Source organism: Naasia aerilata, from assembly GCF_030296595.1.
Classification (GTDB): Bacteria; Actinomycetota; Actinomycetes; order Actinomycetales; family Microbacteriaceae; genus Naasia; species Naasia aerilata.
On the sequence record NZ_AP027731.1, the window covers coordinates 2,105,621 to 2,126,907 of the forward strand.

18 protein-coding genes and 2 pseudogenes are annotated in these 21,287 nt (G+C 71.2%); 11 read left to right on the top strand and 9 right to left on the bottom strand.

Translation table 11 applies throughout. From position 1 onward, the window contains the following. Positions 1-79: 79 nt before the first annotated feature. The 7 genes and pseudogenes from pyrH to QUE51_RS11050 all read left to right on the top strand — a co-directional run bounded on the left by pyrH (position 80) and on the right by QUE51_RS11050 (position 4,820). Positions 80-796, top strand: a complete 717-nt coding sequence (gene pyrH, locus QUE51_RS11020; RefSeq protein ID WP_286276450.1) for a UMP kinase — start codon at positions 80-82, stop codon at positions 794-796. A 59-nt stretch (positions 797-855) separates the two neighbouring features. Beyond that, positions 856-1,409 (top strand): annotated as a pseudogene (gene frr, locus QUE51_RS11025) (ribosome recycling factor). Positions 1,410-1,425: 16 nt separating this feature from the next. Next, entirely contained in the window at positions 1,426-2,382 is a 957-nt protein-coding gene (locus tag QUE51_RS11030) for a phosphatidate cytidylyltransferase (protein ID WP_286276451.1), read from the top strand. Positions 2,383-2,501: 119 nt separating this feature from the next. Then, entirely contained in the window at positions 2,502-3,005 is a 504-nt protein-coding gene (locus tag QUE51_RS11035) for a DivIVA domain-containing protein (RefSeq protein WP_434017199.1), read from the top strand. Positions 3,006-3,076: 71 nt separating this feature from the next. Next, positions 3,077-3,769, top strand: a complete 693-nt coding sequence (locus QUE51_RS11040) for an aggregation-promoting factor C-terminal-like domain-containing protein (protein WP_286276452.1) — start codon at positions 3,077-3,079, stop codon at positions 3,767-3,769. A 35-nt stretch (positions 3,770-3,804) separates the two neighbouring features. Then, a complete protein-coding gene (locus QUE51_RS11045; protein ID WP_286276453.1) occupies positions 3,805-4,098 on the top strand; it encodes an Rv1322 family protein in 294 nt (97 codons plus the stop codon). Continuing rightward, positions 4,095-4,820 carry an alpha/beta hydrolase gene (locus QUE51_RS11050; protein ID WP_286276454.1) on the top strand — a complete coding sequence of 242 codons (726 nt, stop codon included), beginning with the start codon at positions 4,095-4,097 and terminating at the stop codon, positions 4,818-4,820. The genes QUE51_RS11045 and QUE51_RS11050 overlap by 4 nt, the downstream gene beginning before the upstream one ends. A gap of 33 nt (positions 4,821-4,853) precedes the next feature. Here QUE51_RS11050 and QUE51_RS11055 read toward each other — a convergent pair whose 3' ends face one another. Together QUE51_RS11055 and QUE51_RS11060 are read right to left on the bottom strand one after the other, a co-directional pair. Next, positions 4,854-5,903 (bottom strand): AI-2E family transporter, encoded by a 1,050-nt coding sequence (locus tag QUE51_RS11055; protein WP_286276456.1) that lies wholly within the window; start codon positions 5,901-5,903, stop codon positions 4,854-4,856. A 7-nt stretch (positions 5,904-5,910) separates the two neighbouring features. Beyond that, a complete protein-coding gene (locus tag QUE51_RS11060; RefSeq protein WP_286276458.1) occupies positions 5,911-7,401 on the bottom strand; it encodes a DivIVA domain-containing protein in 1,491 nt (496 codons plus the stop codon). Positions 7,402-7,710: 309 nt separating this feature from the next. On the opposite strand from QUE51_RS11060, the gene QUE51_RS11065 reads away from it, so the two are divergent. Continuing rightward, the gene (locus QUE51_RS11065) at positions 7,711-9,555 is read left to right on the top strand and encodes a DUF8094 domain-containing protein (RefSeq protein ID WP_286276459.1); all 1,845 of its coding nucleotides are present in this window, start codon (positions 7,711-7,713) and stop codon (positions 9,553-9,555) included. An 8-nt stretch (positions 9,556-9,563) separates the two neighbouring features. Further along, positions 9,564-10,517: a tetratricopeptide repeat protein gene (locus QUE51_RS11070; protein ID WP_286279359.1), complete on the top strand. Its 954-nt coding sequence runs from the start codon at positions 9,564-9,566 to the stop codon at positions 10,515-10,517. A gap of 11 nt (positions 10,518-10,528) precedes the next feature. Here the strand turns inward: QUE51_RS11070 and QUE51_RS11075 are convergent, their stop codons facing one another. From QUE51_RS11075 to QUE51_RS11095, 5 genes are all read right to left on the bottom strand, one after another. Beyond that, positions 10,529-11,425: an RNA polymerase sigma-70 factor gene (locus QUE51_RS11075; protein WP_286276460.1), complete on the bottom strand. Its 897-nt coding sequence runs from the start codon at positions 11,423-11,425 to the stop codon at positions 10,529-10,531. Between the two features lie 10 nt (positions 11,426-11,435). Beyond that, positions 11,436-11,681 carry a hypothetical protein gene (locus QUE51_RS11080; RefSeq protein ID WP_286276461.1) on the bottom strand — a complete coding sequence of 82 codons (246 nt, stop codon included), beginning with the start codon at positions 11,679-11,681 and terminating at the stop codon, positions 11,436-11,438. A 175-nt stretch (positions 11,682-11,856) separates the two neighbouring features. Continuing rightward, positions 11,857-13,473 (bottom strand): cytochrome bc1 complex cytochrome b subunit, encoded by a 1,617-nt coding sequence (gene qcrB / locus QUE51_RS11085; RefSeq protein ID WP_286276463.1) that lies wholly within the window; start codon positions 13,471-13,473, stop codon positions 11,857-11,859. Beyond that, positions 13,463-14,785 (bottom strand): NAD(P)/FAD-dependent oxidoreductase, encoded by a 1,323-nt coding sequence (locus tag QUE51_RS11090; protein WP_286276464.1) that lies wholly within the window; start codon positions 14,783-14,785, stop codon positions 13,463-13,465. Before QUE51_RS11090 ends, qcrB begins: the two co-directional genes overlap by 11 nt. An 84-nt stretch (positions 14,786-14,869) precedes the next feature. Then, positions 14,870-15,631 (bottom strand): SDR family oxidoreductase, encoded by a 762-nt coding sequence (locus QUE51_RS11095; RefSeq protein ID WP_286276465.1) that lies wholly within the window; start codon positions 15,629-15,631, stop codon positions 14,870-14,872. A gap of 189 nt (positions 15,632-15,820) precedes the next feature. Between QUE51_RS11095 and QUE51_RS11100 the strand changes: the two genes are divergently transcribed. Together QUE51_RS11100 and QUE51_RS11105 are read left to right on the top strand one after the other, a co-directional pair. Continuing rightward, positions 15,821-16,093 carry a 2TM domain-containing protein gene (locus QUE51_RS11100; protein WP_286276467.1) on the top strand — a complete coding sequence of 91 codons (273 nt, stop codon included), beginning with the start codon at positions 15,821-15,823 and terminating at the stop codon, positions 16,091-16,093. Between the two features lie 80 nt (positions 16,094-16,173). Then, positions 16,174-16,941 (top strand): SDR family oxidoreductase, encoded by a 768-nt coding sequence (locus tag QUE51_RS11105; protein WP_286276468.1) that lies wholly within the window; start codon positions 16,174-16,176, stop codon positions 16,939-16,941. Between the two features lie 43 nt (positions 16,942-16,984). On the opposite strand, the gene QUE51_RS11110 is transcribed toward QUE51_RS11105, so the two are convergent. Then, positions 16,985-18,469, bottom strand: coding sequence for a sugar transferase (locus QUE51_RS11110; RefSeq protein ID WP_286276469.1), 1,485 nt, complete (start codon positions 18,467-18,469; stop codon positions 16,985-16,987). Between the two features lie 362 nt (positions 18,470-18,831). After that, positions 18,832-21,283, bottom strand: a pseudogene (gene glgB, locus QUE51_RS11115) (1,4-alpha-glucan branching protein GlgB). Positions 21,284-21,287: the final 4 nt, after the last annotated feature.

Below are 21,287 nucleotides of genomic sequence, written 5' to 3' on the forward strand. Positions count from 1 at the left end.
GGTGCGCTCCGGGGCCCTCGTCCGGCGGGCCGGGGCGCGGGCACTAATCTAGGACGGCTACTTGGAGGGAACTGCACCGATGACGACTGATGACCGACGACGGGTTCTCCTGAAGCTCTCCGGTGAAGCCTTCGGGAACGGGGCACTCGGCGTCGATCCGGTGGTCGTGAGTGCCCTCGCAGCGGAGATCGCGGAGGCGGCCAAGACCGTCGAGGTCGCGATCGTCGTCGGCGGCGGCAACTTCTTCCGCGGCGCCCAGCTGCAGCAGGAGGGCATGGAGCGCAGCCGTGCCGACTACATGGGCATGCTCGGCACCATGATGAACGCCCTCGCCCTCCAGGACTTCCTCGAGCAGGCCGGCGCGGAGACCCGCGTCCAGTCGGCGATCGCGATGACGCAGGTCGCCGAGCCCTACATCCCGCGGCGTGCCATCCGGCACATGGAGAAGGGCCGCGTCGTCATCTTCGGCGCCGGAGCAGGCCTGCCCTACTTCTCGACCGACACCGTCGCCGCGCAGCGCGCCCTCGAGGTGCGGGCCCAGGTCGTCCTCGTGGCGAAGAACGGCGTGGACGGCGTCTACTCCGCCGACCCGAACGTCCACGACCACGCCGTCAAGCTCGACCGGGTCACCTACCGTGACGCGCTGACGAAGGGGCTCAAGGTGGTCGACGCCACCGCCTTCAGCCTGTGCATGGACAACGGCATCGACATGGTCGTGTTCGGCATCGACGGGCCCGGCAACGTGTCCGGGGCCATCCGCGGCGACGTGCCGCTCGGCACGCTCGTCACCGCCTGACCGCCGGCCCCAGCAACCGCCCCGCCTAGAATGGGTGGACGACAAGAAGGAGTGCGCCCGTGATCCCGGATGTGCTGTCCGACGCGACCGACCGGATGAAGAAGGCCGTCGAGGCCGCGAAGGACGACCTGTCGACCGTTCGCACCGGCCGGGTGAACCCCGCGCTGTTCCAGCGCATCCCCGTCGACTACTACGGGTCGCCGACCCCGCTCGCCCAGCTCGCGTCCCTGCAGGTGCCCGAGGCCCGCGTCCTCATCGTCACGCCCTACGACAAGAGCGCGCTGAAGGAGATCGAGAAGGCCATCGTCGCCACCCCGAACCTCGGCGCGAACCCCTCGAACGACGGCAACATCATCCGCGTGATCCTCCCGGAGCTCACCGAGGACCGCCGCAAGGAGTTCGTCAAGATCGCGCGCGGAAAGGGGAGGACGCCAAGGTCGCGATCCGCAACATCCGGAGGCGCACCAAGGACGACCTCGACGCCTTGAAGGGCGAGGTCGGCGACGACGACCTCAGCCGCGGCGAGAAGGAGCTCGAGCAGCTCACCAAGGCCCACATCGACCAGATCGACGAGGCCCTGAAGCGGAAGGAAGCCGAGCTCCTCGAGGTGTAGGGGCCGGCCGAGAGCCGTGACGGCACCGAATCGCCCCGCCCGGCGTCGCAGGGGGATCCAGGCGCAGGTCGACCAGCGCAGGACCGAGCTGCAGGCTCAGGTCCGCGCGGCGCGCGAGCACTTCGACGAGACGCAGGAGCGCATCAACGCGCGCACCGGGCGCAACCTGCTGTTCGCCGTCGTGGTCGGGCTCGCGCTCGGCGGCGGGATGATCCTCAGTCTCGTCTTCGTCAAGCAGCTCTTCCTCGTCATCGCCGCCCTCCTCATCGGCTTCGGCGCGGTCGAGCTGGCGGGCGCGCTGCGCCACGCCGGCCGCGATGTTCCCCGGACCGCGTCGGTCATCGCCGCGGTCCTGCTGCTCCCCGTCACCTACTGGCTCGGCGGCGTGGGGCAGTGGCTCGGCATCGCGGGCGCCATCCTCTTCGTCACGCTCTGGCGGCTCGCCGAGCTCGCCCTGGGGCGCGGCGCCCGGGAACGCAACGGCCTGCTCCTCGACCTCGGCGCCGGCGCCTTCATCCAGCTCTACGTCGCGCTCCTCGGCAGCTGCGCGGTGGCGCTGACCGCCCGGGATGGCGGGGAGTGGTGGACGCTCGCGTTCCTCGTGATCGTCGTGGCCACCGATGTCGGCGCCTACGCCAGCGGGCTGACCTTCGGCAAGCACCCGATGGCGCCGCGGATCAGCCCCAAGAAGACCTGGGAGGGCTTCGCCGGGTCGGTCCTCGCTGCGCTCATCGCGGGCGTGCTGCTCGCCGTGTTCGCCCTCGGGCAGCCGTGGTGGTTCGGCTTGATCCTCGGCGCCGTCCTCGTCGTGACCGCGACCGTCGGCGATCTCACCGAGTCGCTCATCAAGCGGGATCTGGGGATCAAGGACATCAGCTCCTGGCTGCCCGGGCACGGCGGCTTCCTCGACCGGCTGGATTCGATCCTGCCGTCGGCGGCCGCCGCCTACGCGCTGTTCCTTCTCGTCGGCTGAGCCTTCTGGTCGGCTGAGCTTCCCCTCCGCTCAGCCTCCCCCGGAAGTCGCGGCCTGCGGCACAATGGCCCCATGGCGAACACCTTCCCCGGAGTCGGCGATCCAAGCTCGGCTATCGGGTGGACGACGTGGACGCCTTCCTCGCGCTCGCGCGCCGCGCCTACGACGCGCCTCCCGGCACCAACGCGGGCGTCGACGCCCGGGTGATCCGGCGCACCGCGTTCCCGATGGACAAGGGCGGCTACTCGACCGCACACGTCGATGCCGCCCTGGAGCGGCTCGAGGACGCCTTCGCGCTGCGCGAGCGGGAGCACGCCGTGAAGGCGTTCGGCGAGAAGAGCTGGTTCGGCGAGGCGCGCTCCGAGGCGGCGGAGATCCTGGAGCGGGTCAGCCGCCCCGACGGGGAGCGCTTCCAGCGGGCGGGCCTCCTGTCCGCCGGCTACGACCGCGACGAGGTCGATCGGTTCTGCGTGCGACTGCAGCGCTACCTGAAGGACGGCACGCCGATCGGGATCGAGGAGGTGCGGACCGTGGCGTTCCGATCCAAGCTCCGCGGATACCGGGAATGGCAGGTCGACCTGCTCCTCGACGCCGTCGTGGACGTCATGCTCGCTGTCCGCTGAGCGACCCGCACACGCCCGGAACAGAGGCCTTCCGGCCCTTTTCGGGGGTCGTTTGCTAGCATCGGAGGATCGTGGGCAAGCATTTGGGAACGGCGATCGCCATCCGACCCCTCCGGGTCACTCCCAGTCGACCCTCCACGGTCGCGGTCGAGAAGGCGCCGATGCACGGGCGGATCGCCCTCTCGCTCTTCGGATTCCTCGCGGCTTTCGCCTTCCTCCTCGTCAACGTGACGGACCCGTACGCGGGCGCGACCGCCTCGCCGTACTACCAGTCGGGACACGTGGAGCTCTCTGCACGGGCCGCGCAGCTGCTCGCCGTCGAGACGGGCTTCGAGGCCCAGGCGATCAGCCGCGACAACTACACCGTGACCGAGAAGCCGAAGCCGCCGCCGCCTCCCGTGGCTCCGGCAGCGCCCGCGAACACGGGAAGCTCCGACTACACGCCGCCGGCGGCCGTCGCCAGCCCCGGGTCCGCTCAGGCCATCGCCGCGGACATGGTCGCCGCCCGCGGCTGGGGTGGCGAGCAGTTCGACTGCCTCGTCGCGCTGTGGAACAAGGAGTCGGGCTGGCGCACGAACGCGTACAACCCGAGCGGTGCCTACGGCATCCCGCAAGCCCTTCCCGGCAGCAAGATGGCGTCCTCGGGAGCCGACTGGGAGACGAACCCGGCCACCCAGATCGACTGGGGCCTCGGGTACATCAGCGGCCGCTACGGCACCCCGTGCGGGGCGTGGCAGCACTCCGTCGACAGCAACTGGTACTGACCCTCCTGCGCCCGCGCCTTCCGTAGAATCGGAGGATGCCGCGCAGCAACCGTCCCCGGGGTGCGCGCAAGGATGACGAGGACGAGCTCGACCTCGCCCGACTGAAGGCCGGCTGGCGCCGGACCGAGGTGCGGCGCGGGAGCGCTTGGAACGTCCAGCCCATCAGTGAGGCGAATGCCCTCAAGGAGTACCGCTGCCCCGGCTGCGGCAACGTCGTGGACCCGGGTGTGGCGCACCTGGTCGTGTGGCGCGCGGACGGCGTGCTCGGCGAGGCGAACGACCTCGCGGACCGCCGGCACTGGCACACCCACTGCTGGAGGGTCGCATGAGCACCGAGATCCGCTCGAGCCTCGAGCTGCCCGCTCGACGGGAGGCCGTTCTCCTCACCACGCAGGACGGCCATCGGCTCGTCGCTGAGCTCGCCGCTCCGCTCGAGAAGCGTCCCGTGGCGACCCTCGTCACCCTGCACCCGCTGCCTACGGCGGGAGGCTTCATGGACTCGCACCTGATCCGCAAGGCCGCGGCCCGCCTGCCCGCCCTCGCCGACCTCGCCGTGCTCCGGTTCAACACGCGGGGCACGACCTCGCCCCATGGCACGAGCGAGGGGGAGTTCGGCGACGGCGAGACGGAGCGCCATGACCTCGCCGCCGCCATGGCGCTGGTGGCGGAGCGGAACCTTCCCGTGCCGTGGCTCGTCGGCTGGTCGTTCGGCACCGAGGTCGCGCTCAAGTGGGGAGGGCACCCCGTCGCGGGCCTGATCCTCCTGTCGCCGCCGCTGCGGCGCACGTCGGACGCCGAGCTGCGCGCCTGGGCCGGCGACCCCCGCCCGATCGTCGCCCTCGTCCCGGAGTTCGACGACTTCCTGCGGCCGGCCGAGGCACGGGAGAAGTTCGCGGTCCTGCCGCAGGCGGAGGTCGTCGCCGTCGACGGCGCGAAGCACCTGTGGGTCGGGGAGACCTACACGCGGATCGCCCTCGACGAGATCGTCCGCCGCGTGAACCCGTCGGCGTATCCCCTTCCGACCGTCTGGGACGGGCCGCTCAGCTCGTAGTTTCCCTTGTCCCCTCGGGGCCGGGCGCTGGAGCTACAGCTCGTTCTGGCGGGGGATCAGGACCTGCTTGATGATCAGCTGGATCGACGCCGCCACCGGGATGGCGATGAGGGCGCCCAGCACGCCCAGCAGGGTGCCGCCGATCAGGGCCGCGATCACCACGATGACGCCCGGCACACGGACCGCCCGCCGCATGATGTTCGGGCTCAGCAGGTATGCCTCGACCTGCATGTAAATCAGGTAGTAGACGCCGACGGCGATCCACGTGCCGAGCGCGTTCGGGAGCAGCAGCACCTGGCCGAGCAGGATCAGGATCGAGCCCGTGATCGTGCCCACGAAGGGCACCAGGGAGCCGAGGAACGCGATGAACGCGAACACGACGGGCAGCTCCGCGCCGATGATCGACAGGAAGATGAAGGACAGGATGCCGTTGCACAGGGCCAGCGCCACCTGGCCGATGACGTAGCGGCCGACCGCGGTCGTGATCTGCTCCGCGAGGTCGGCGAACCGGGCGCGCTTCGTCGCAGGCACGAGCTGGTAGAGGCCCGCCTTGAAGGTGTCGAGCGATGCCGTGAAGTAGAGGGTCAGGATGAGCACGATCAGGGCGCCGAACAGCCCGTTGGCGATCCCGAACCCGACGGCCAGCACGTTCTTGCTGATGGTGTCGAAGTTGTCCTGGATGTACTGCGTGATCCCGTCGGCGATCTGGTTCACCGGGATCGCGTCCCCGACGTAGCCCTGGACGATGGTGAGGATGCTGGTCCAGTTCCCGCCGCCCGTGAACTCGATGACGGACTGGACGAGGACGCCGGCCTGCTTCACGATCGCGGGCACGATGGCGAACATGATGCCCGTCACGCTGCCGAGCACGACGATGAGCGTGATGAGCAGGGCCGCCCAGCGCGGCATGCGCCGGCGCTCGAGGAAGGACACGAGCGGGTCCAGGCCGAGCGCCAGGAAGATCGCGGCGCCCACGTAGGTGATGACCGTGGACAGCTGCGCCACCATCGAGCCGATCGTGACCGCGAGGATCACACCGAGTCCGGCGAGCAGCCCGACCCGGAAGGGGTTCTGGATCTTCACTCGCGGATCAGTGGTCGGCGCTCACCTTCTCGGCGTGCTGGAGCACGCCTCGAAGGCTCTCGAAGTAAGCGGCGACCTCGGCACGCTCGCGCTGGATCTCGGCCAGACGCGCCTCGGCGTCGGCGACGAGCGACCGGGACCGCTCCTCCGCCTCCGACGTGATGGCCTGGGCGCGGTCCTCGGCTTCGGCGACGAGTGCGGCGGCGGCCTCGGCGGCCTCCTCGCGCTTGGTCCGGTTGTCCCGCTCGGCGGCGATCTCCAGCGTGTCCGCCTCGAGCCGCTTGTCGGCCGCCCGGCGGACCGCGTCGGCGAGCTGCATGTTCGCCTCGTCGAGGTACTTCTGCGTCTGCGACACCGCCTCCTGGTGGCGCTGCAGGTACTCCTTCTCCGCCTCGTCCCGGCGCGCCTTGAGCTCGATGTCGAGATCCAGGCGGGCCTGCTCGGTCTCGCGGGCGATGCCGGCGCGGGCCTCCGCGACCTCGTGCGTGAGCCCTTCGCGGGCCTCCTCCAGCTCCGAGGTGAGCTCCGCGCGCGCCTCGGCGGTCTCTGCGGCCAGCGCCGCGCGGTCCTCGGCGGCCTCCTGCTCGAGCTGGGCGCGCATCCGGGCCTGCTCCTGCTCGAAGGCGGATCGGGCCTCGTCCAGCTCGGCGGCGAGCTCGGCTCGGGCCAGCTCGATCTCGCGAGCGAGGCCGGCGCGGGCCGCCGCGAGCTCGCGCTCCAGCTCCGCGCGCTCGACGGCGAGCATCCGCTCGTGGTCCGCGACCTTCTGCTCGAGCTCGCGCTCGGTGGCAGCGCGCGTCTCCGCGAGCTCACGCTCGAGGGTCGCGCGTCCCAGCTCGGTGTCGCGCGCCAGGCGGCCGGCCTCCTCGCGGGCGGCGGCCGTCTCGCGGTCGGCGACGACGCGCAGCTCGGTGGCCTCGCGCTCGGCCGTCGCGCGGATGGCGGCCACCTCGCGCTTGACAGTGCCGCGGATCTCGGCGGCCTCGGTCGCGACGCTGCCGCGAATCGCTGCGGCCTCGCGGGACGCGTCCTGCAGCGCATGCTCGGCGGCGTCCTGCGCGCGCAGGGTCATGTCGTCGGCCTCGGCCCGCGCGGACTCGAGGATGTCGGCGGCCCGGTTGCGGGCGTCCGCCAGGGTGCGCTCGGCGTGGTCGGCCGCCTCGAGCTTCAGGCGATCGACGTCGGCCTGCACCCCGGCTCGGAGGCGCTCGGCGTCGATGTCCGCCTGGGCGATGAGGCGCGTGGACTGCTCCTCGGCGACCCGGAGCGTGTTCTCGAGCTTGTGCCCGAGGCCGGAGTACGTCGGGCTGCCGACCTCCTCGAGCTCCGAGCTCAGCTCCTCGACCTGCGCGCTGAGGCGCTTGATCTCCTTCTGCGCTTCGGTGTTCGCGCCGTTGGACTTGATCAGGTCCCGGCGGAGATCCTTGATCGCCTTGTCGACCTCTTCGCGGTTGTAGCCGCGCATCGCCTGACTGAACTGTGCATCATCCGTGGCCACGGTCACTCCTGTTGGTGAAGAACGGGGGCTCAGTGGGCGCGAAAAGGCCTGCCACCGAGGCCCAGCATAGACCGGGGCTCGTTCCGGAGCCGGGAGCCGCGACCCCCTGTCTGCTCCGTTTCCTGGGAAGCCATTCAGGTCGGGGCACTATCGTTGCCCGCGATTTTTTCTGCCGTGTTGCGAAAACGCCGAGAGCGCGTGGAGCGCCTCCCGGGGTTGCGCCCCTTCCTCGACCTACGATGAGCGGGATTAGCCGTTCGGTTCCGGAGCGCCGAAGCGCACCACGGCAGCTCTTGAAGGAGGAAGTACGTGCGGTTTGTCTCCGCCATCGTCGCCTTCGTCCTCGCAGCGGCCATGATCGTCTTCGGCATCGCCCAGCGGACGTGGCTGGCCCCGCCGGACGAGCTGAAGACGAGCGTCGCGACGACGGGCGAGGCCGCGTTCACGGTCATCCCGGGCGCGGTGCTCAACAGCAATCCCGGCCAGCAGCACCTGCAGCTGTCGGGCGGCGACACCGTGTGGGCCGCCTACGCGCGCACCAGCGACATCGTCGCCTGGCTCGGAACCGAGCCCTACAACTCCATCAGCTACAACGCCAAGAAGGACACCCTCGGCTCCAAGCTGGTCGAGACCCCTGCCGCGGAGCCGGACGCCACCGCGCCGGACGCCAGTGGGGGAGACGCGGCGGCCGATGGCACCGCTCCCGACGCCGCTGCTCCTGAGGCCGCGGCGCCGAACCCTGCGGGATCGGACCTGTGGCTGGAGGAGAAGCAGAGCGACGGCGCCCTCACCTGGACGATGAGCGTCCCGAAGGACGTCTCCCTGATCGTCGCAGTCGACGGCACCGCGCCTGCGCCGTCCAACGTCACCCTGAGCTGGCCGCTGCAGCACTCCACCCCGTGGGCGGGTCCGCTGATCGTGGGCGGCGGCATCCTGCTGCTCGTCGGACTCGGCCTCTACATCTGGGGTCTCGTGCACATGCGCAAGACGCGGGGACCGCGTCGCAAGACGCCCAAGCTCCCGCAGCCGCCGCGGCCCCGGGTGGTCCGCTCCGAGGTCCTCGAGCCGGTCACGACCAACAAGGGCCGCCGTGCCGCTCGCCGGACCGCCTTGGCGACCGGGGGCATCGTTCTGACGACCGGGCTTCTGCTCTCCGGTTGCTCGTCCTCGGACGTCGACAAGCTCTTCAAGGACGATCCGGCTCCGGTGCCCACGGTGACCTCCAGTGCGGCGGCCGCCGCGGCCGAGGAGGTGCAGCCGGTCGCTGTGACCGAGGGCCAGCTGCGCCGCATCCTCGACCGCGTCTCGACCACGGTCGCGCAGGCCGACACCGACCGGAACACCGACCTCCTCTCCACGCGGCTCACGGGGCCGGCCCTCGAGGAGCGGACCGCGAACTACGCCATGCGCGGCGCGGACGGCAACATCGCCGCTCCGGACGCCATCCCGGCGACTCCGATCACGCTGGACCTCCCGCAGGCCACCGACACCTGGCCGCGCACGGTGATGACGGTCGTCGGCGGGGATGACCCGGCCGTCGCGCCCGTCGCGCTCGTCCTCGTGCAGAAGACCCCGCGCGACAACTACCTCGTCACGTACGCGGTGAAGCTGCAGGCCAAGGTGCCGTTCCCGGCCGTTGCGCCTCCGAGCGTCGGCGCGCCGCTGCTGCCGAACGACGTGAAGCTGCTCGCCGCGCAGCCGGATCAGCTCGGCACCGAGTACGCGGACATCCTCGCCCAGGGCGACGCCAGCCAGTTCATCGACGTCTTCCAGAAGGACCCCGACGGGCTCCGCACGAATGTGGGCGTCGACTACAAGAACAGCAAGAAGTCCGGACTGCCCACGACCGCCTCCCTCGAGTTCAGCAACGGACCGGGCTCGGGTCCCGTCCTCGCCCTCGCGAGCAACGACTCGGGCGCCATCGTCGCGACGAGCATCATCGAGCGCGAGACCGCCAAGGTCGTCGAGGAGGGCGCGACGATCAACCTCGAGGGGCAGGTCAAGGCGCTCTCGGGTCTCGCGAACACGACCAAGGGTGTCGAGTCGACGTACGGCTACCAGCTGCTGTTCTACGTACCCCCGACGACGGTGGAGGGCGGACAGGTCGTGCTCCTCGGCTACGCTCAGGCACTGATCGGAGTGAAGGAGCTGTAGACGTGAGCATGCCGCTGGGAAACCTGCGCGGGGCGATCGACCTGTCCCCGCTCGTGGCGCGGGGCCGGGCGGATGCCGCACCGCCGCGCCCCGGAGCCCCGGCAGGCGGGGCGCCGGCCGGCGGCGGGATGCCCGTGCCGAGCCTCGTGCTGGAGGGAACGGACGCCAACTTCGGCCAGGTGCTGGAGCTGTCCCGTGAGGTGCCGATCATCGTCGACCTCTGGGCCGACTGGGCGGAGCCGTCGAAGGAGCTGTCGCCGCTCCTCGAGCGCCTCGTCACCGAGTACGCGGGCCGGCTGCTGCTCGTCACCGTCGCGGTGGAGGCCAACCCGCAGCTCGCGCAGGCGTTCCAGGCGCAGTCCGTGCCGACCGTCGCGGCGGTCATCGCCGGCCGCCCCCTCGCGCTGTTCGTGGGGGCGCTCCCCGAGGATCAGGTGCGCGACGTCCTGGACCAGGTGCTCGCCCTTGCGGCCCAGAACGGGGTCACCGGCACCGTCGCGCCGGAATCCGGTGCTCCGGAGGCTGCGGCCGAGCCGGCGGAGGAGCCCCTGCCGCCGCACCACGCGGAGGCGTACGCCGCGATCGAGCGCGGCGACCTGCAGGCGGCCATCGCCGAGTACAGGACGGCGATCGCGCAGGACCCGCGCGACACGCTCGCCGTTGCGGGTCTGGCCCAGGTGAGCCTGCTGGCACGGCTCCATGGCAAGACCCTCGACGCGGTCCGCTCGGCCGCGGCGGCGCAGCCCCAGGATCTCGACGCCCAGCTCGACGTGGCGGACCTCGACCTCTCGGGCGGCCATCTCGAGGACGCGTTCGACCGACTGCTCGCGCTCTTCCCCCGGCTGGACGCCCCGGGCAAGGACCGGGTGCGTGCCCGCCTGCTGGAGTACTTCGAGATCGGCGGCACCGAGGACCCGCGGGTGATCGCCGCACGCCGGCGCCTCACCAACCTCCTGTACTGACGGCCCGCGGGTCACCCCGCCACGGGCACATACGCGCCGAGCTTCGCGGGGTTCATCACCCAGAGCAGCCGGTCGATGCCCTCCTGCGACGCCGTGACGGTCAGGACGGCGAAGACCGCCCCGTCCTTCGCGAGCGCGACTCCCGGCCGCCCGTTCGTCTCGATCGGGGCGACCTCGACTCCTGTCCAGAACCGGGGAGCGAACGCGTGGACGAACTTCGCCACCCGTTCCCGGCCCAGTACCGGAAACCGGGACGCGCGCACCGCCCCGCCGCCGTCGGAGTAGCTGACCACGTCCTCGGCCAGCAGCTGCTCGAGGTGGGCGATGTTCCCGGTCTGAGCGGCGGCCACGAAGGCGTCCAGCAGGCGCCGCTGCTCCGCCGCGCTCACGGCCGACTTCCGCTCCTCGGCGAGGTGCTTTCGGGCGCGGCTCACGAGCTGGCGCGCGTTGGCCTCGCTCTGCTGGAGCACCTCCGCGATCTGCTCGTACGGGTAGTCGAACGCCTCGCGCAGCACGTAGGCGGCGCGCTCGGTCGCCGACAGCCGCTCGAGGAGCAGCAGCACGGCGAACTCGAGCGCCTCGGCGCGCTCGGCGCCGAGGGCCGGATCGCGGCTCGTGTCCACGGGCTCCGGGAGCCAGGGGCCGATGTAGGTCTCCCGCCGCGCATGCGCGGACTGCGCGGCGTTGATGGCGAGCCGCGTGGCCGTGGTCGCGAGGAACGCCGGCGCGTTCCGCACCTGCCGCCGGTCGTAGCCCTGCCAGCGGATCCAGACCTCCTGGACGATGTCCTCCGCCTCCGCCGCGCTGCCGAGCATCCTGTACGCGATGCCGAACAGCCGCGGACGTACGGCTGCGAACTCCTCCAGCCCGTCTGTGGAGATGCGCTCCTCGCCGACCCTGCTCGTCACCTGCGCCACGCTAGCGACCGCCCTTCTCGCGCTCGAAGTCCAGAGGTCCCGTCAGCGGCTCCCGCCAGCCGCCCAGCTTGTCCGGGTTGAGCACGACCCAGAGGTCGGTGACGCGGGCACCCTCGGTTCGCATGCCGACGACGGCCACGACCAGCCCCCGGCTGCGGAGCGCGAGTCCCACCTGCCCGTTCACCGCCTCCTCCGCCACCACGAGCTCCGGATGCGCGACGCGGGCCTCGATGAGCAGGTCGAGCACCGCCTCCGACCCCTCGCAGGTGCGACCCGGCGCGCAGGCTCGCCCGCCACCGTCGACCACCGCTACGACGTCCGAAGCGAGGAGCCGCCGCAGCGTCGGGACATCCCCCTCCTCCCAAGCGCGCCCGACCGCGCGGACCGTGGCGCCTTCGCGCGCCCCGATTCGGACACGGCCGTCAGGCGTCGGCGCCGGAACGCGCACGCTCCACCTCGCCACCGGGGCTCGGCTCGGCCGGCGGATCAGGCTCCGCATAGATCCGCGAGAGCCGGGCCTGCAGCCGGCGCCCCGCAGTCAGCCGGCCCCGCTCGTCGGGGCGGAGCCGCACCGGCTTCACGACGCCGTCGTCGGCCACCCGCGCGCGCTCCGCCGGGTCGAGCGGCGCGTGCACCTCCGCATACTCGCCGCCGGGGAGGCGGACGATCCGTCCGGTCTCGAGCCCGTGCCGCAGCAGCTCGCGGTCCTTCGCGCGCAGGGCGCGGGCCACGGCGCGTGCGACGAGGAACCCGAGCACCGGACCCGCGAGGAGGGCGACCTGGAAGAACGCGACCACCCCCTCGATGCTCAGCCCGAACTGGACCGCGAGAAGGTCGGCGCTTCCGGCGCCCCAGAGCGCGCCGTAGAAGAGGATGCCGGCGACCCCGATGCCGGTCCTCGTCGGGGCGTTGCGGGGGCGCTGGAGCAGGTTGTGCTCACGGCGGTCGCCGGTGGCCCACGCCTCCAGGTAGGGGTAGACCGCGACGAGGGCGAGGAACAGGGTCACGACCGCGAGTGGAGCGAGGATCGCGAGCGTCCACGTGCGGCCGAACAGCACGAACTCCCAGCCGGGTGGGACGAGCCGGAGTGCTCCATCCAGGAAGCCGGTGTACCAGTCCGGCTGGCTGCCCGCCGAGGCATCGCCGGGGGAGGCGGGGCCGTAGAGCCACACCGGATCGATCGTGACGGTGGCGCCGAGTGCGAGCAGGATCCCGGCCACGAGGGTGACGACGCCGCCGGCGCGCACGGCGGCGTCCGGCAGCAGCGGGATGCCCACGATGTTGCCTTCAGTCCGTCCGGGACCCGGGAGCTGGGCGGGCTCGTGAGCGTAGGCCAACCGGGCTCGGAGGGCCACGAGCAGCAGCAGCGCCACCGGCACCAGCGCGACGTGGAGCGGATAGAGGTGGGCGAGGACCTCACCGGGGAAGCTGCCGCCGAACAGCAGCCAGGACGCCCACGTGCCGACGACGGGGATGCCGAGCAGGATGCCCTCGACGATGCGCAGGCCCGTCCCGGACAGCACATCGTCGGGCAGGGCGTAGCCGCTCCAGCCGCCGGCCAGGGCGGTCACGTAGAGCAGGAACAGGAGGACCCAGCTTCCCCTGCGCGGCTTCCGGAACCCGCCCGTGAAGAACAGGGCGAGCATCTGCAGGAGGAGAGCGGCGGGAAGGACGAGAGCGGCCCAGTGGTGCGCCTGCCGCATCAGGAGCCCGCCGCGCACCTCGAACGAGATGTCGAGGGTCGAGTCGAAGGCCCGGGAGATCTCGAGCCCGCGGAGCGGGACATACGAGCCGCGGTACTCCACCACGGTGCTGGACGGCGTGTAGAGGAACATGAGGAACAGGCCGGTGGCGAACAGCACGACGAGGCACGCGACCGCCACCGCCCCGAACAGCGACGTCCACGAGTTCGGGACGGCGCGCGTCCTCAGCTCGGCCACGAGCCGCGAGAGGCTGCGGCCGAGCACGGTGCCCTCGAGCAGGGCCGCGGACACTCGGTTCGTCACCGAGCCCCGCGGCGGGCGGCGGTCAACGGGCATCGGGAGCACCTCCCGTCACGAACTCGTGTCGCGGCCGCTGCACGGACGCGAGGGAGACGATGTCGCGGCCCGTGAGCACCGCGGTGGCCCAGACGGCGAGCACTCGGATCTTGCGCTCCCACGTGGGGATCGCGAGCACGTGGTACCCGCGGTGCATGACCCACGCGGGGAAGCCCCGGATCACGATGCCCTTGTACTGGAAGATGCCCCGGCCGAGGCCGAGAGTCGCGACGACCCCGAGGCTCGAGTGGACGTACGGCTTGGGCTCCTCCCCGTGGAGGGTGGCCACGAGGTTCGCGGCCAGGCGCTTGCCCTGCCGGACCGCATGCTGGGCGTTCGGCACCGTGCGCGCGCCGGGGATCGGCGACGCCAGATCGGGGACGGCCGCGTCGTCGCCCGCGCCCCACGCGTCGGCCACCGGCTCCTCCTCGGTCCCGACGCGCAGGTCGGCTCGGACCATGAGGAGGCCGCGTGCGTCGATCGGGAGGTCGCTGTGCCGGGACACGACGGGGTTCGCGCCGTTGCCGGCCGTCCAGACGATCAGCTCCGAGTCGAACTCCTCCCCGTTCGAGAGGACCACGTGCCCGTCGACTGCGGAGACCAGCTGCGTGTCGAGGTGCACGCGTGCACCGCGCTCCTCGAGGGAGCGGACGACCCACCGGCCCGGCTCATCCGTCACCTCGGGCAGGATCCTCCCCAGCGCCTCGACGAGGTGGAAGGAGAGGTCGGCGAACGTGAGCTCGGGATAGGACCTCAGGAGAGAGGTGGCGAGGGAGAGCAGCTCGCCGAATCCCTCGACCCCGGAGAACCCGCCGCCGACGAAGGTGACGGTGAGCAGCCGGCGGCGCTCCGGCCCGGGAGGCAGCACCGAGGCGCGGTCGAAGGCGGTGAGCAGGCGGTCGCGGATCGCGACGGCCTCCTCGACGTGCTTCATGCCGATGGCCTGGTCGGCGATGCCCGGGATCGGGAAGGTGCGGGTCACGGCACCGGCGGTGACCACGACGATGTCGTAGCCGAGGTCGAACTCCTCGCCGGCGAGGGGACGCACGGTCACCCTCTTCTCGGCGTGCCGGATCTCGGTCACCCAGCCGGCCAGGATCCGGGTCCGCCGGAGGTGGCTCCGCAGCGAGATGGAGGCGTGGCGGGCCTCGACCGAGCCGGCCGCGACCTCCGGCAGGAAGGGCTGGTAGGTCATGTACGGCCGCGGGTCGACGATCGTCACCTCGGCCTCGCCCGGCTTCAGCCACCGCTCGAGCTTCCAGGCGGTGTAGAAGCCGGCGTAGCCGCCTCCGATCACGAGGATCCTCCGCATCGTGTGCTCCTTTCGCGTCGTCACCCGTTAAGACACCGCAGCCCCCGAGGATGTGACATCCCGTAGGCCGCAGGCTCGAGGGGGTCAGGAGCTGCGCTGAAGAGTCCGGCGCTGGAGCCAGTCCTCGAATCGGATTCGGCCGAGGGTCGCGTCCGCCGCCGGCACGAGCGCGCGCTCGGCGGGGACTGCGCCGAAGTACTGCGCGGCCGGATCGGCGATCACCGATCGAGGGTCGCCTGCCTCTCGGAGCGCGCGGCCGACGAAGTCGGGGAGCGGGATCGGCTCGGGGCCGCCCACCTCCTCCATGGCGTTCGTCGAGGGGGCGAGCGCGGCGCGGGCGACGGCCGCCGCGACCTCGTCGGCGGCCATGGGCTGGAGGAGGATGGGCGGCAGGTGCACCTCGCCGCCCACCGTGGCGGAGTCCGCGATCCCGCGCGCGAACTCGAAGAACTGGGTGGCTCGCACGATCGAGTACGGACGACCGGAGTCGCGGATCAGCCTCTCCTGGGCGACCTTCGCGCGGAGGTAGCCGCTGCCCGGCACGCGCTCCGCGCCGACGATGGACAGGGCCACATGGGACCGCACCCCGGCCGACGCCTCCTCTCGCAGCAGGTTGGCCGTCGACGAGGTGAAGAACGCGAGCACGTCCGCGTCCGCGAAGGACGGGGAGTTGGACACGTCGACGACGACGTCCGCACCCGCCAGGGCCTCTGCGAGGCCCGCGCCGGTGACGGCGTCGACGCCCGTGTTCGGAGAGGCGGGCACCGCCTCCACGCCGTGCTGCTGGAGCTCCGCCACCACCTTCGAGCCGATGAGGCCGGTGCCGCCGAGAATGACTGCCTTCATGTCCTTGAACCCTTCTGTCCGCGGTCGATGCCGCTGCTGAGCTAGGACCGGGCGGGAGCAGGGTCTGTGACAAGGCCGCTGCCGATCCGTTCGCGATCGGACGATGCGCGCTGCATCCACCGATCGGTGGAGCACGGACCATCCGCTCGGGCGGTTCCCGGCCCGTCGCGGCGCCCCTAGGTTTGCGGCATGACATCAGAAGATCTGCGGGAAGCCGCACGCAAGCGCCTCGAGGCGAAGGCCGGTTTCTGGCGCTTCCTGGTCACCTCCGTCCTCGTCGTCGCACTCGTCAACGTGATCTGGGGCGTGACCGGCGGAGGCTACTACTGGCCCCTCTGGCCCACCGTGGGCCTCGGCATCGCCCTGGCCTTCTCGGCCGCGAGCGTGTTCGGCCCCGGCCGCGGCTACGTCTCCGAGGACCGGGTCGACGAGGAGGTCCGCCGCATGACGGCACGGCGCTGAGCGCGGCTGTCACAGCCGGCGGCCCTTCCCGGTCCTAGCTGTCGGCGGCACTGTGCCGCCCTCGGGACGAAGGGACCATCATGAAGATCGTCGTCGTGGGAGGCACCGGCCTCATCGGCAGTCGTGTCGTCTCCCTCCTGCAGCGCGCCGGCCATTCAGCCGTTGCCGCCGCACGCGCAACGGGCGTCAACTCCTACACAGCCGACGGCCTTCCCGAGGCGCTCGATGGCGCAGAGGTCGTCGTGGACGTGTCGACCTCGCCGTACACCGACTACGACGGCGCTCTCGACTTCTTCGAGACGTCGACCCTCAATCTCCTCACGTACGGCAGGGCGGCCGGGGTGGGGCACCACGTCGCGCTCTCGGTCGTCGGGACCGACCGGCTGGCCGCAGCGAAGGGACGCTACTTCCTCGCCAAGGCGCGCCAGGAGGAGCTGCTCCGAGAGGCGACGCTGCCCTACTCGATCGTGCACACGACCCAGTTCTTCGAGTTCCTCGTAAGCATCGCCGACTCCGTCACCGACGGCGGCCGGGTGCGGCCGGCGCGAGCCAGGATCCAGCCCATCGCCGCCGACGATGTCGCCGACGCCGTGATGGCCGCCGCGCTGGGGGAGCCGACACTCGCGACGGCCGAGCACGCGGGCCCCGACGTGTTCGATCTGGATCAGCTGCTGGCCGCGGAGCTCGACCTCCGTGGGGACCCGCGGGAGGTCGTCGCCGACCCGCTCGGCGACTACTTCGGCGCGAGGCTCGAGGAGGACGACCTGCTGCCGGGACCGGACGCGGTCATCGCCCCGTCGCGCTTCGCGGACTGGGTGCGGCGCCCCGAGGGGGCGCGGATCGGCTGACCGGCGCCGTGTGGGGGAGGGCAGCCGGTCAGCCGAAGGTGGATCAGTACGCGCCCTCGGGCATCAGCACGGCCTTGGCCGTGCGCCAGAGGATCACGAGGTCACCGGTCATCGACCAGTTGTCCGCGTAGTACAGGTCGAGGCGGATTCCGTCGTCCCAGCCGAGATTCGACCGGCCGCTGACCTGCCAGAGGCCGCTCATACCGGGGGTGACCACGAGGCGGCGGCGCTCCTTCGAGTTGTAGTCCGACACCTCCTCGGGGAGGGCGGGCCGGGGACCGACGAGGCTCATGTCGCCGCGGAGGACGTTGAGGAGCTGGGGAAGCTCGTCGATCGAGTAGCGGCGCAGGATCTTGCCGATCGGGGTGACCCGGGGGTCGTCCGCCAGCTTGAACAGGCGGCGCTCGCCGGCCATCGCCGCGAGCAGCTCGGCGCGGCGCGCGTCGGCGTCCACATACATCGACCTGAACTTGAGGATCCGGAACGCGACCCCGTCCCGTCCGATCCGCTCCTGCGAGTAGAACACCGGGCCCCCGTCGACGCGCTTGATGAGCCCGGCGACGATGAGGAACAGGGGGAGCAGGGCGAAGAGGATCAGGCCGGAGACGACCACATCGAAGATCCGCTTCGCGACCCGTTGCGGTCCCTCGTACTGCGGCGTCTCGACGTGCAGCAGGGGAAGTCCGGCGACCGGGCGCAGGTGCACGCGGCTTCCGGCGATGTCCGCGATGCTCGGCGCGAGCACCAGCTGGTGGCGCTGCGGGTCGAGGCCCCAGCTGATCTCGCGCACGCGCTCGGCCGGCAGGCGGTCCGAGTTGGTCGCGATGAGGGTGTCGGCGCCGTAGGTGTCGAGCAGGTTCGGCACGTCGTCGATGCCGCCGATGATGGGCAGCGTGGTGCCGCGCAGCACGCCGTGATCGGGTCCGTCGGTCAGGCCGACGCCGACGACCTGGTAGCCGACCGCCGGGTTCCGGGACAGGTCGACGGCCGTCTGCAGGACGCTGCGCTCGGAGCCGATCAGAACGACGCGAGAGCTGTACTCGCCGCGGGCCCGGCGCGAGAGCAGCCAGCGACGCCACAGCCAGCGGTTGGCCATGAGTGCGACGGTCCCGACGGGGAACGCGATCGCGGCATAGCTGCGCGCGATGTCGAGGTCCAGGAAGAATGCGCCGAACAGGAACACGCCGAACGTCAGGATCGACGCGTGGCCGACGCGCTTGTACTCGGTCGCTCCGCTGCCGATGATCCGGGAGGCCCGGGTGTCGACGAGCCGCAGGGCGAGGATCCACAGCACGGCGAGCGCGAGCCCGATGTGCAGCGGAGTCACGAGGTGGTTGAGGAACCCGCGCGAGGCCATGGTGCCGTTGTGGGCGCCGAAGGCGAGGAGGTGCGCGACGGCGACCGTGAGGACGACGGCGAGCATGTCGCCGAGTCCGACGCGGATGGCGTAGCGCTTCACCCAGTCGAGGGCGAGCGGGGGTGAAAGTGGGGTGGTCGAGTCGAGTGCGACCCGCACAGAGGTGGTCACGGAGCCTGATCCATTCGGGTTGAAGCAGGGCCGGAGCGATGTCCGGAAGAGCGAGAGCTGGCGGCGGGTGTCCGTCAGCACATTCGCCGCAGGAGCGGCGTCAGACGTTTCGGGTCGGGGTGAGGCGACCGATTCGCTCTGTCCGGGGCGGGGGGTAAGGCTGCATGAGCATGGGCGGGCTCTTTTCGGGTAGTGCGCAGGAGGCAGCTGGGGACTGCGTTCCGGCGTGATGTTCGCGACTTCGGGTAAAGACGCTGTCGGGAGGGGCACTGACGGTCGGGTTTCGGGTGACCGCCGGCTCCAGGCCGATGGGGTTCACAGTAGCCGCCCCCATCGAGCCCGGGCAAGGCTCGGAAGGGGGCTTAGGGGGTGTTTTCCCCCGGACTGGGGGTGATCGTTCCCGGTGCGGAGGCGGCCCGTCGGCCGCGCTGAGGTGCGGAAGCAGCGGGTTCCGTCGGCTGATCGGCGGTCGGCTGCTCCTGCTGCTGGGCGGCCGGCGGCAGGGCCGTCGGCTCCTGGGCCACGGACGCCTCTGCGGGCGACTGAGCCGTGGCAGGCGCCTCCTGCGCGTCGACGGCCTGCTGCTGCGCCGGGCGCGGCTTGAGGTAGAGCGCGCCCAGCGGCGGGATGGTCAGCTCGGCCGAGGCGCGCTGGCCCTGGTACGGGACCTCCTCCGCGGTGACCGCGCCGAAGTTCCCGACCCCCGAGCCGCCGAAGTCGGCGGCGTCGGTGTTGAGGATCTCGTCCCAGACGCCCGCGCTCGGCAGGCCCACGCGGTACGGGCCGACCGGGTTGCCCCCGAAGTTGAAGATCGCGGCCACCGGGTTGCCCCAGTTGTCCCAGCGGAGGAAGGAGATGACGTTGTTCTCCACGTCGCTGCCGTCGATCCAGGTGAACCCGTTCTCCGAGGAGTCGCGCTCCCACAGGGACGGGTTCTCCTTGTAGATGCGGTTCAGCTGGCTCACGAAGTTGAAGAGCCCGCGGTGCACGGGCTGGTCGAGGATCCACCAGTCCAGGCCGCGCTCCTCGCTCCACTCCGACGGCTGGCCGAACTCGGAGCCCATGAAGAGCAGCTGCTTGCCCGGGTGCGCCCACTGGAAGGCGAGGAACGCCCGCACGTTGGCGAGCTTCTGCCAGTGGTCGCCCGGCATCTTGTTGAACAGGGAGCCCTTGCCGTGCACGACCTCGTCGTGGCTGATGGGCAGCAGGAAGCTCTCGCTGAACGCGTAGACGAACGAGAAGGTGATCTCGTTGTGGTGGTGACTGCGATACATCGGGTCCTGGTGGATGTAGCGCAGGCCGTCGTTCATCCAGCCCATGTTCCACTTGAGCCCGAACCCGAGGCCGCCGCCGGACGTGGGGTGGGTGATGCCGCCCCAGCTCGTCGACTCCTCGGCGATCATCACGACGCCCGGGTACAGCTTGTACGCGGTCGCGTTGACCTCCTGAAGGAAGCCGATCGCCTCGAGGTTCTCGCGTCCGCCGTACTGGTTGGGCAGCCACTCGCCCTCGTTGCGGGAGTAGTCGAGGTACAGCATCGAGGCGACCGCGTCGACCCGGAGGCCGTCGATGTGGAACTCCTCGAACCAGTAGAGGGCGTTGGCGACGAGGAAGTTGCGCACGTGTGACTCGCCGAAGTCGAAGACGAGCGTGCCCCAGTCCTGCTGCTCTCCGCGGCGGGGGTCCGAGTGCTCGTAGAGCGCCTGGCCGTCGAACTTCGCCAGGGCGAACTCGTCCTTCGGGAAGTGGGCGGGGACCCAGTCGACGATCACGCCGATGCCGGCCTGGTGCAGCCGGTCGATCAGGTAGCGCAGATCGTCGGGGTGCCCGAACCGGGACGACGGCGCGTAGTACCCGGTGACCTGGTAGCCCCACGACCCGCCGAACGGGTGCTCGGCGAGGGGCAGGAACTCGACGTGGGTGAAGCCGGTCTCGGCCAGGTAGTCGATGAGCTGGTCCGCGACCTCGCGGTAGCCGAGCCCCGGACGCCAGGAGCCCAGGTGCATCTCGTACACGCTCATGGCCTGGTGGTGCGGATCCTTCGAGGCGCGCTGCGCCATCCATTCGCCGTCGCCCCACTCGTACCCGGTGGTGCCGATGACGGATGCGGTGGCGGGCGGCACCTCGGTGTACTGGGCCATCGGGTCGGCCTTCTCGATCCAGCGGCCGTCGGCAGTGAGGATCTGGAACTTGTAGGAGCCGCCGGGCTCGAGGCCCGGGACGAACAGCTCCCACACGCCGTTGGAGTCCATCCGGCGCATGGTGTGCTGCACGCCGTGCCAGCCGTTGAAGTCGCCGATCACGCGCACGATCTGCGCGTGCGGCGCCCACACGGCGAAGGCGACGCCGGTGGTCGCCTGCTCGACACCCCAGTGCTCGCGGTAGTGCGCGCCGAGCACGTGCCACAGGCGCTCGTGCCGCCCCTCGCCGAAGAGGTAGAGGTCCAGATCGCCGATGGAGGAGGTAGCGGTACGGGTCGTCGACCGTCCACTCGCTGCCGTCGGCGTAGCGGGCCTCGATCACGTAGTCCTTGAAGCCGAGGATGCTGACGCCCTGCCACACGCCGTGGCCGAGGTGGGCCAGGTCGACCCGCGCTCCGGTGGAGAGCACGGCCGTCACCTTGTCCGCCAGCGGGCGCAGCGCCCGGATGGCGACCACCTGGTCGGCGACGCCCTCGACCGGAACCGGGTGCTGGCCGAGGATCGAGTGCGGCCCGGAGTGCAGGCCCTGCTCGAGGCGGGCGAGCTCCTCCTCGGGGACCGTCGGCAGGTCGAACCGAGGCTGAGGAGTGGTGTCGACGGTGGCGTCGGCCATGCGT

What these genes read in the sequence shown, in the direction of transcription:
- QUE51_RS11050 (WP_286276454.1), top strand. Translation starts at nt 4,095, where the DNA reads ATGAGCACCGAGATCCGCTCGAGCCTCGAGCTGCCCGCTCGACGGGAG.
- QUE51_RS11045 (WP_286276453.1), top strand. Translation starts at nt 3,805, where the DNA reads ATGCCGCGCAGCAACCGTCCCCGGGGTGCGCGCAAGGATGACGAGGAC.
- QUE51_RS11100 (WP_286276467.1), top strand. Translation starts at nt 15,821, where the DNA reads ATGACATCAGAAGATCTGCGGGAAGCCGCACGCAAGCGCCTCGAGGCG.
- pyrH (WP_286276450.1), top strand. Translation starts at nt 80, where the DNA reads ATGACGACTGATGACCGACGACGGGTTCTCCTGAAGCTCTCCGGTGAA.
- QUE51_RS11105 (WP_286276468.1), top strand. Translation starts at nt 16,174, where the DNA reads ATGAAGATCGTCGTCGTGGGAGGCACCGGCCTCATCGGCAGTCGTGTC.
- QUE51_RS11090 (WP_286276464.1), bottom strand. Translation starts at nt 14,785, where the DNA reads ATGCGGAGGATCCTCGTGATCGGAGGCGGCTACGCCGGCTTCTACACC.
- QUE51_RS11070 (WP_286279359.1), top strand. Translation starts at nt 9,564, where the DNA reads ATGCCGCTGGGAAACCTGCGCGGGGCGATCGACCTGTCCCCGCTCGTG.
- qcrB (WP_286276463.1), bottom strand. Translation starts at nt 13,473, where the DNA reads ATGCCCGTTGACCGCCGCCCGCCGCGGGGCTCGGTGACGAACCGAGTG.
- QUE51_RS11095 (WP_286276465.1), bottom strand. Translation starts at nt 15,631, where the DNA reads ATGAAGGCAGTCATTCTCGGCGGCACCGGCCTCATCGGCTCGAAGGTG.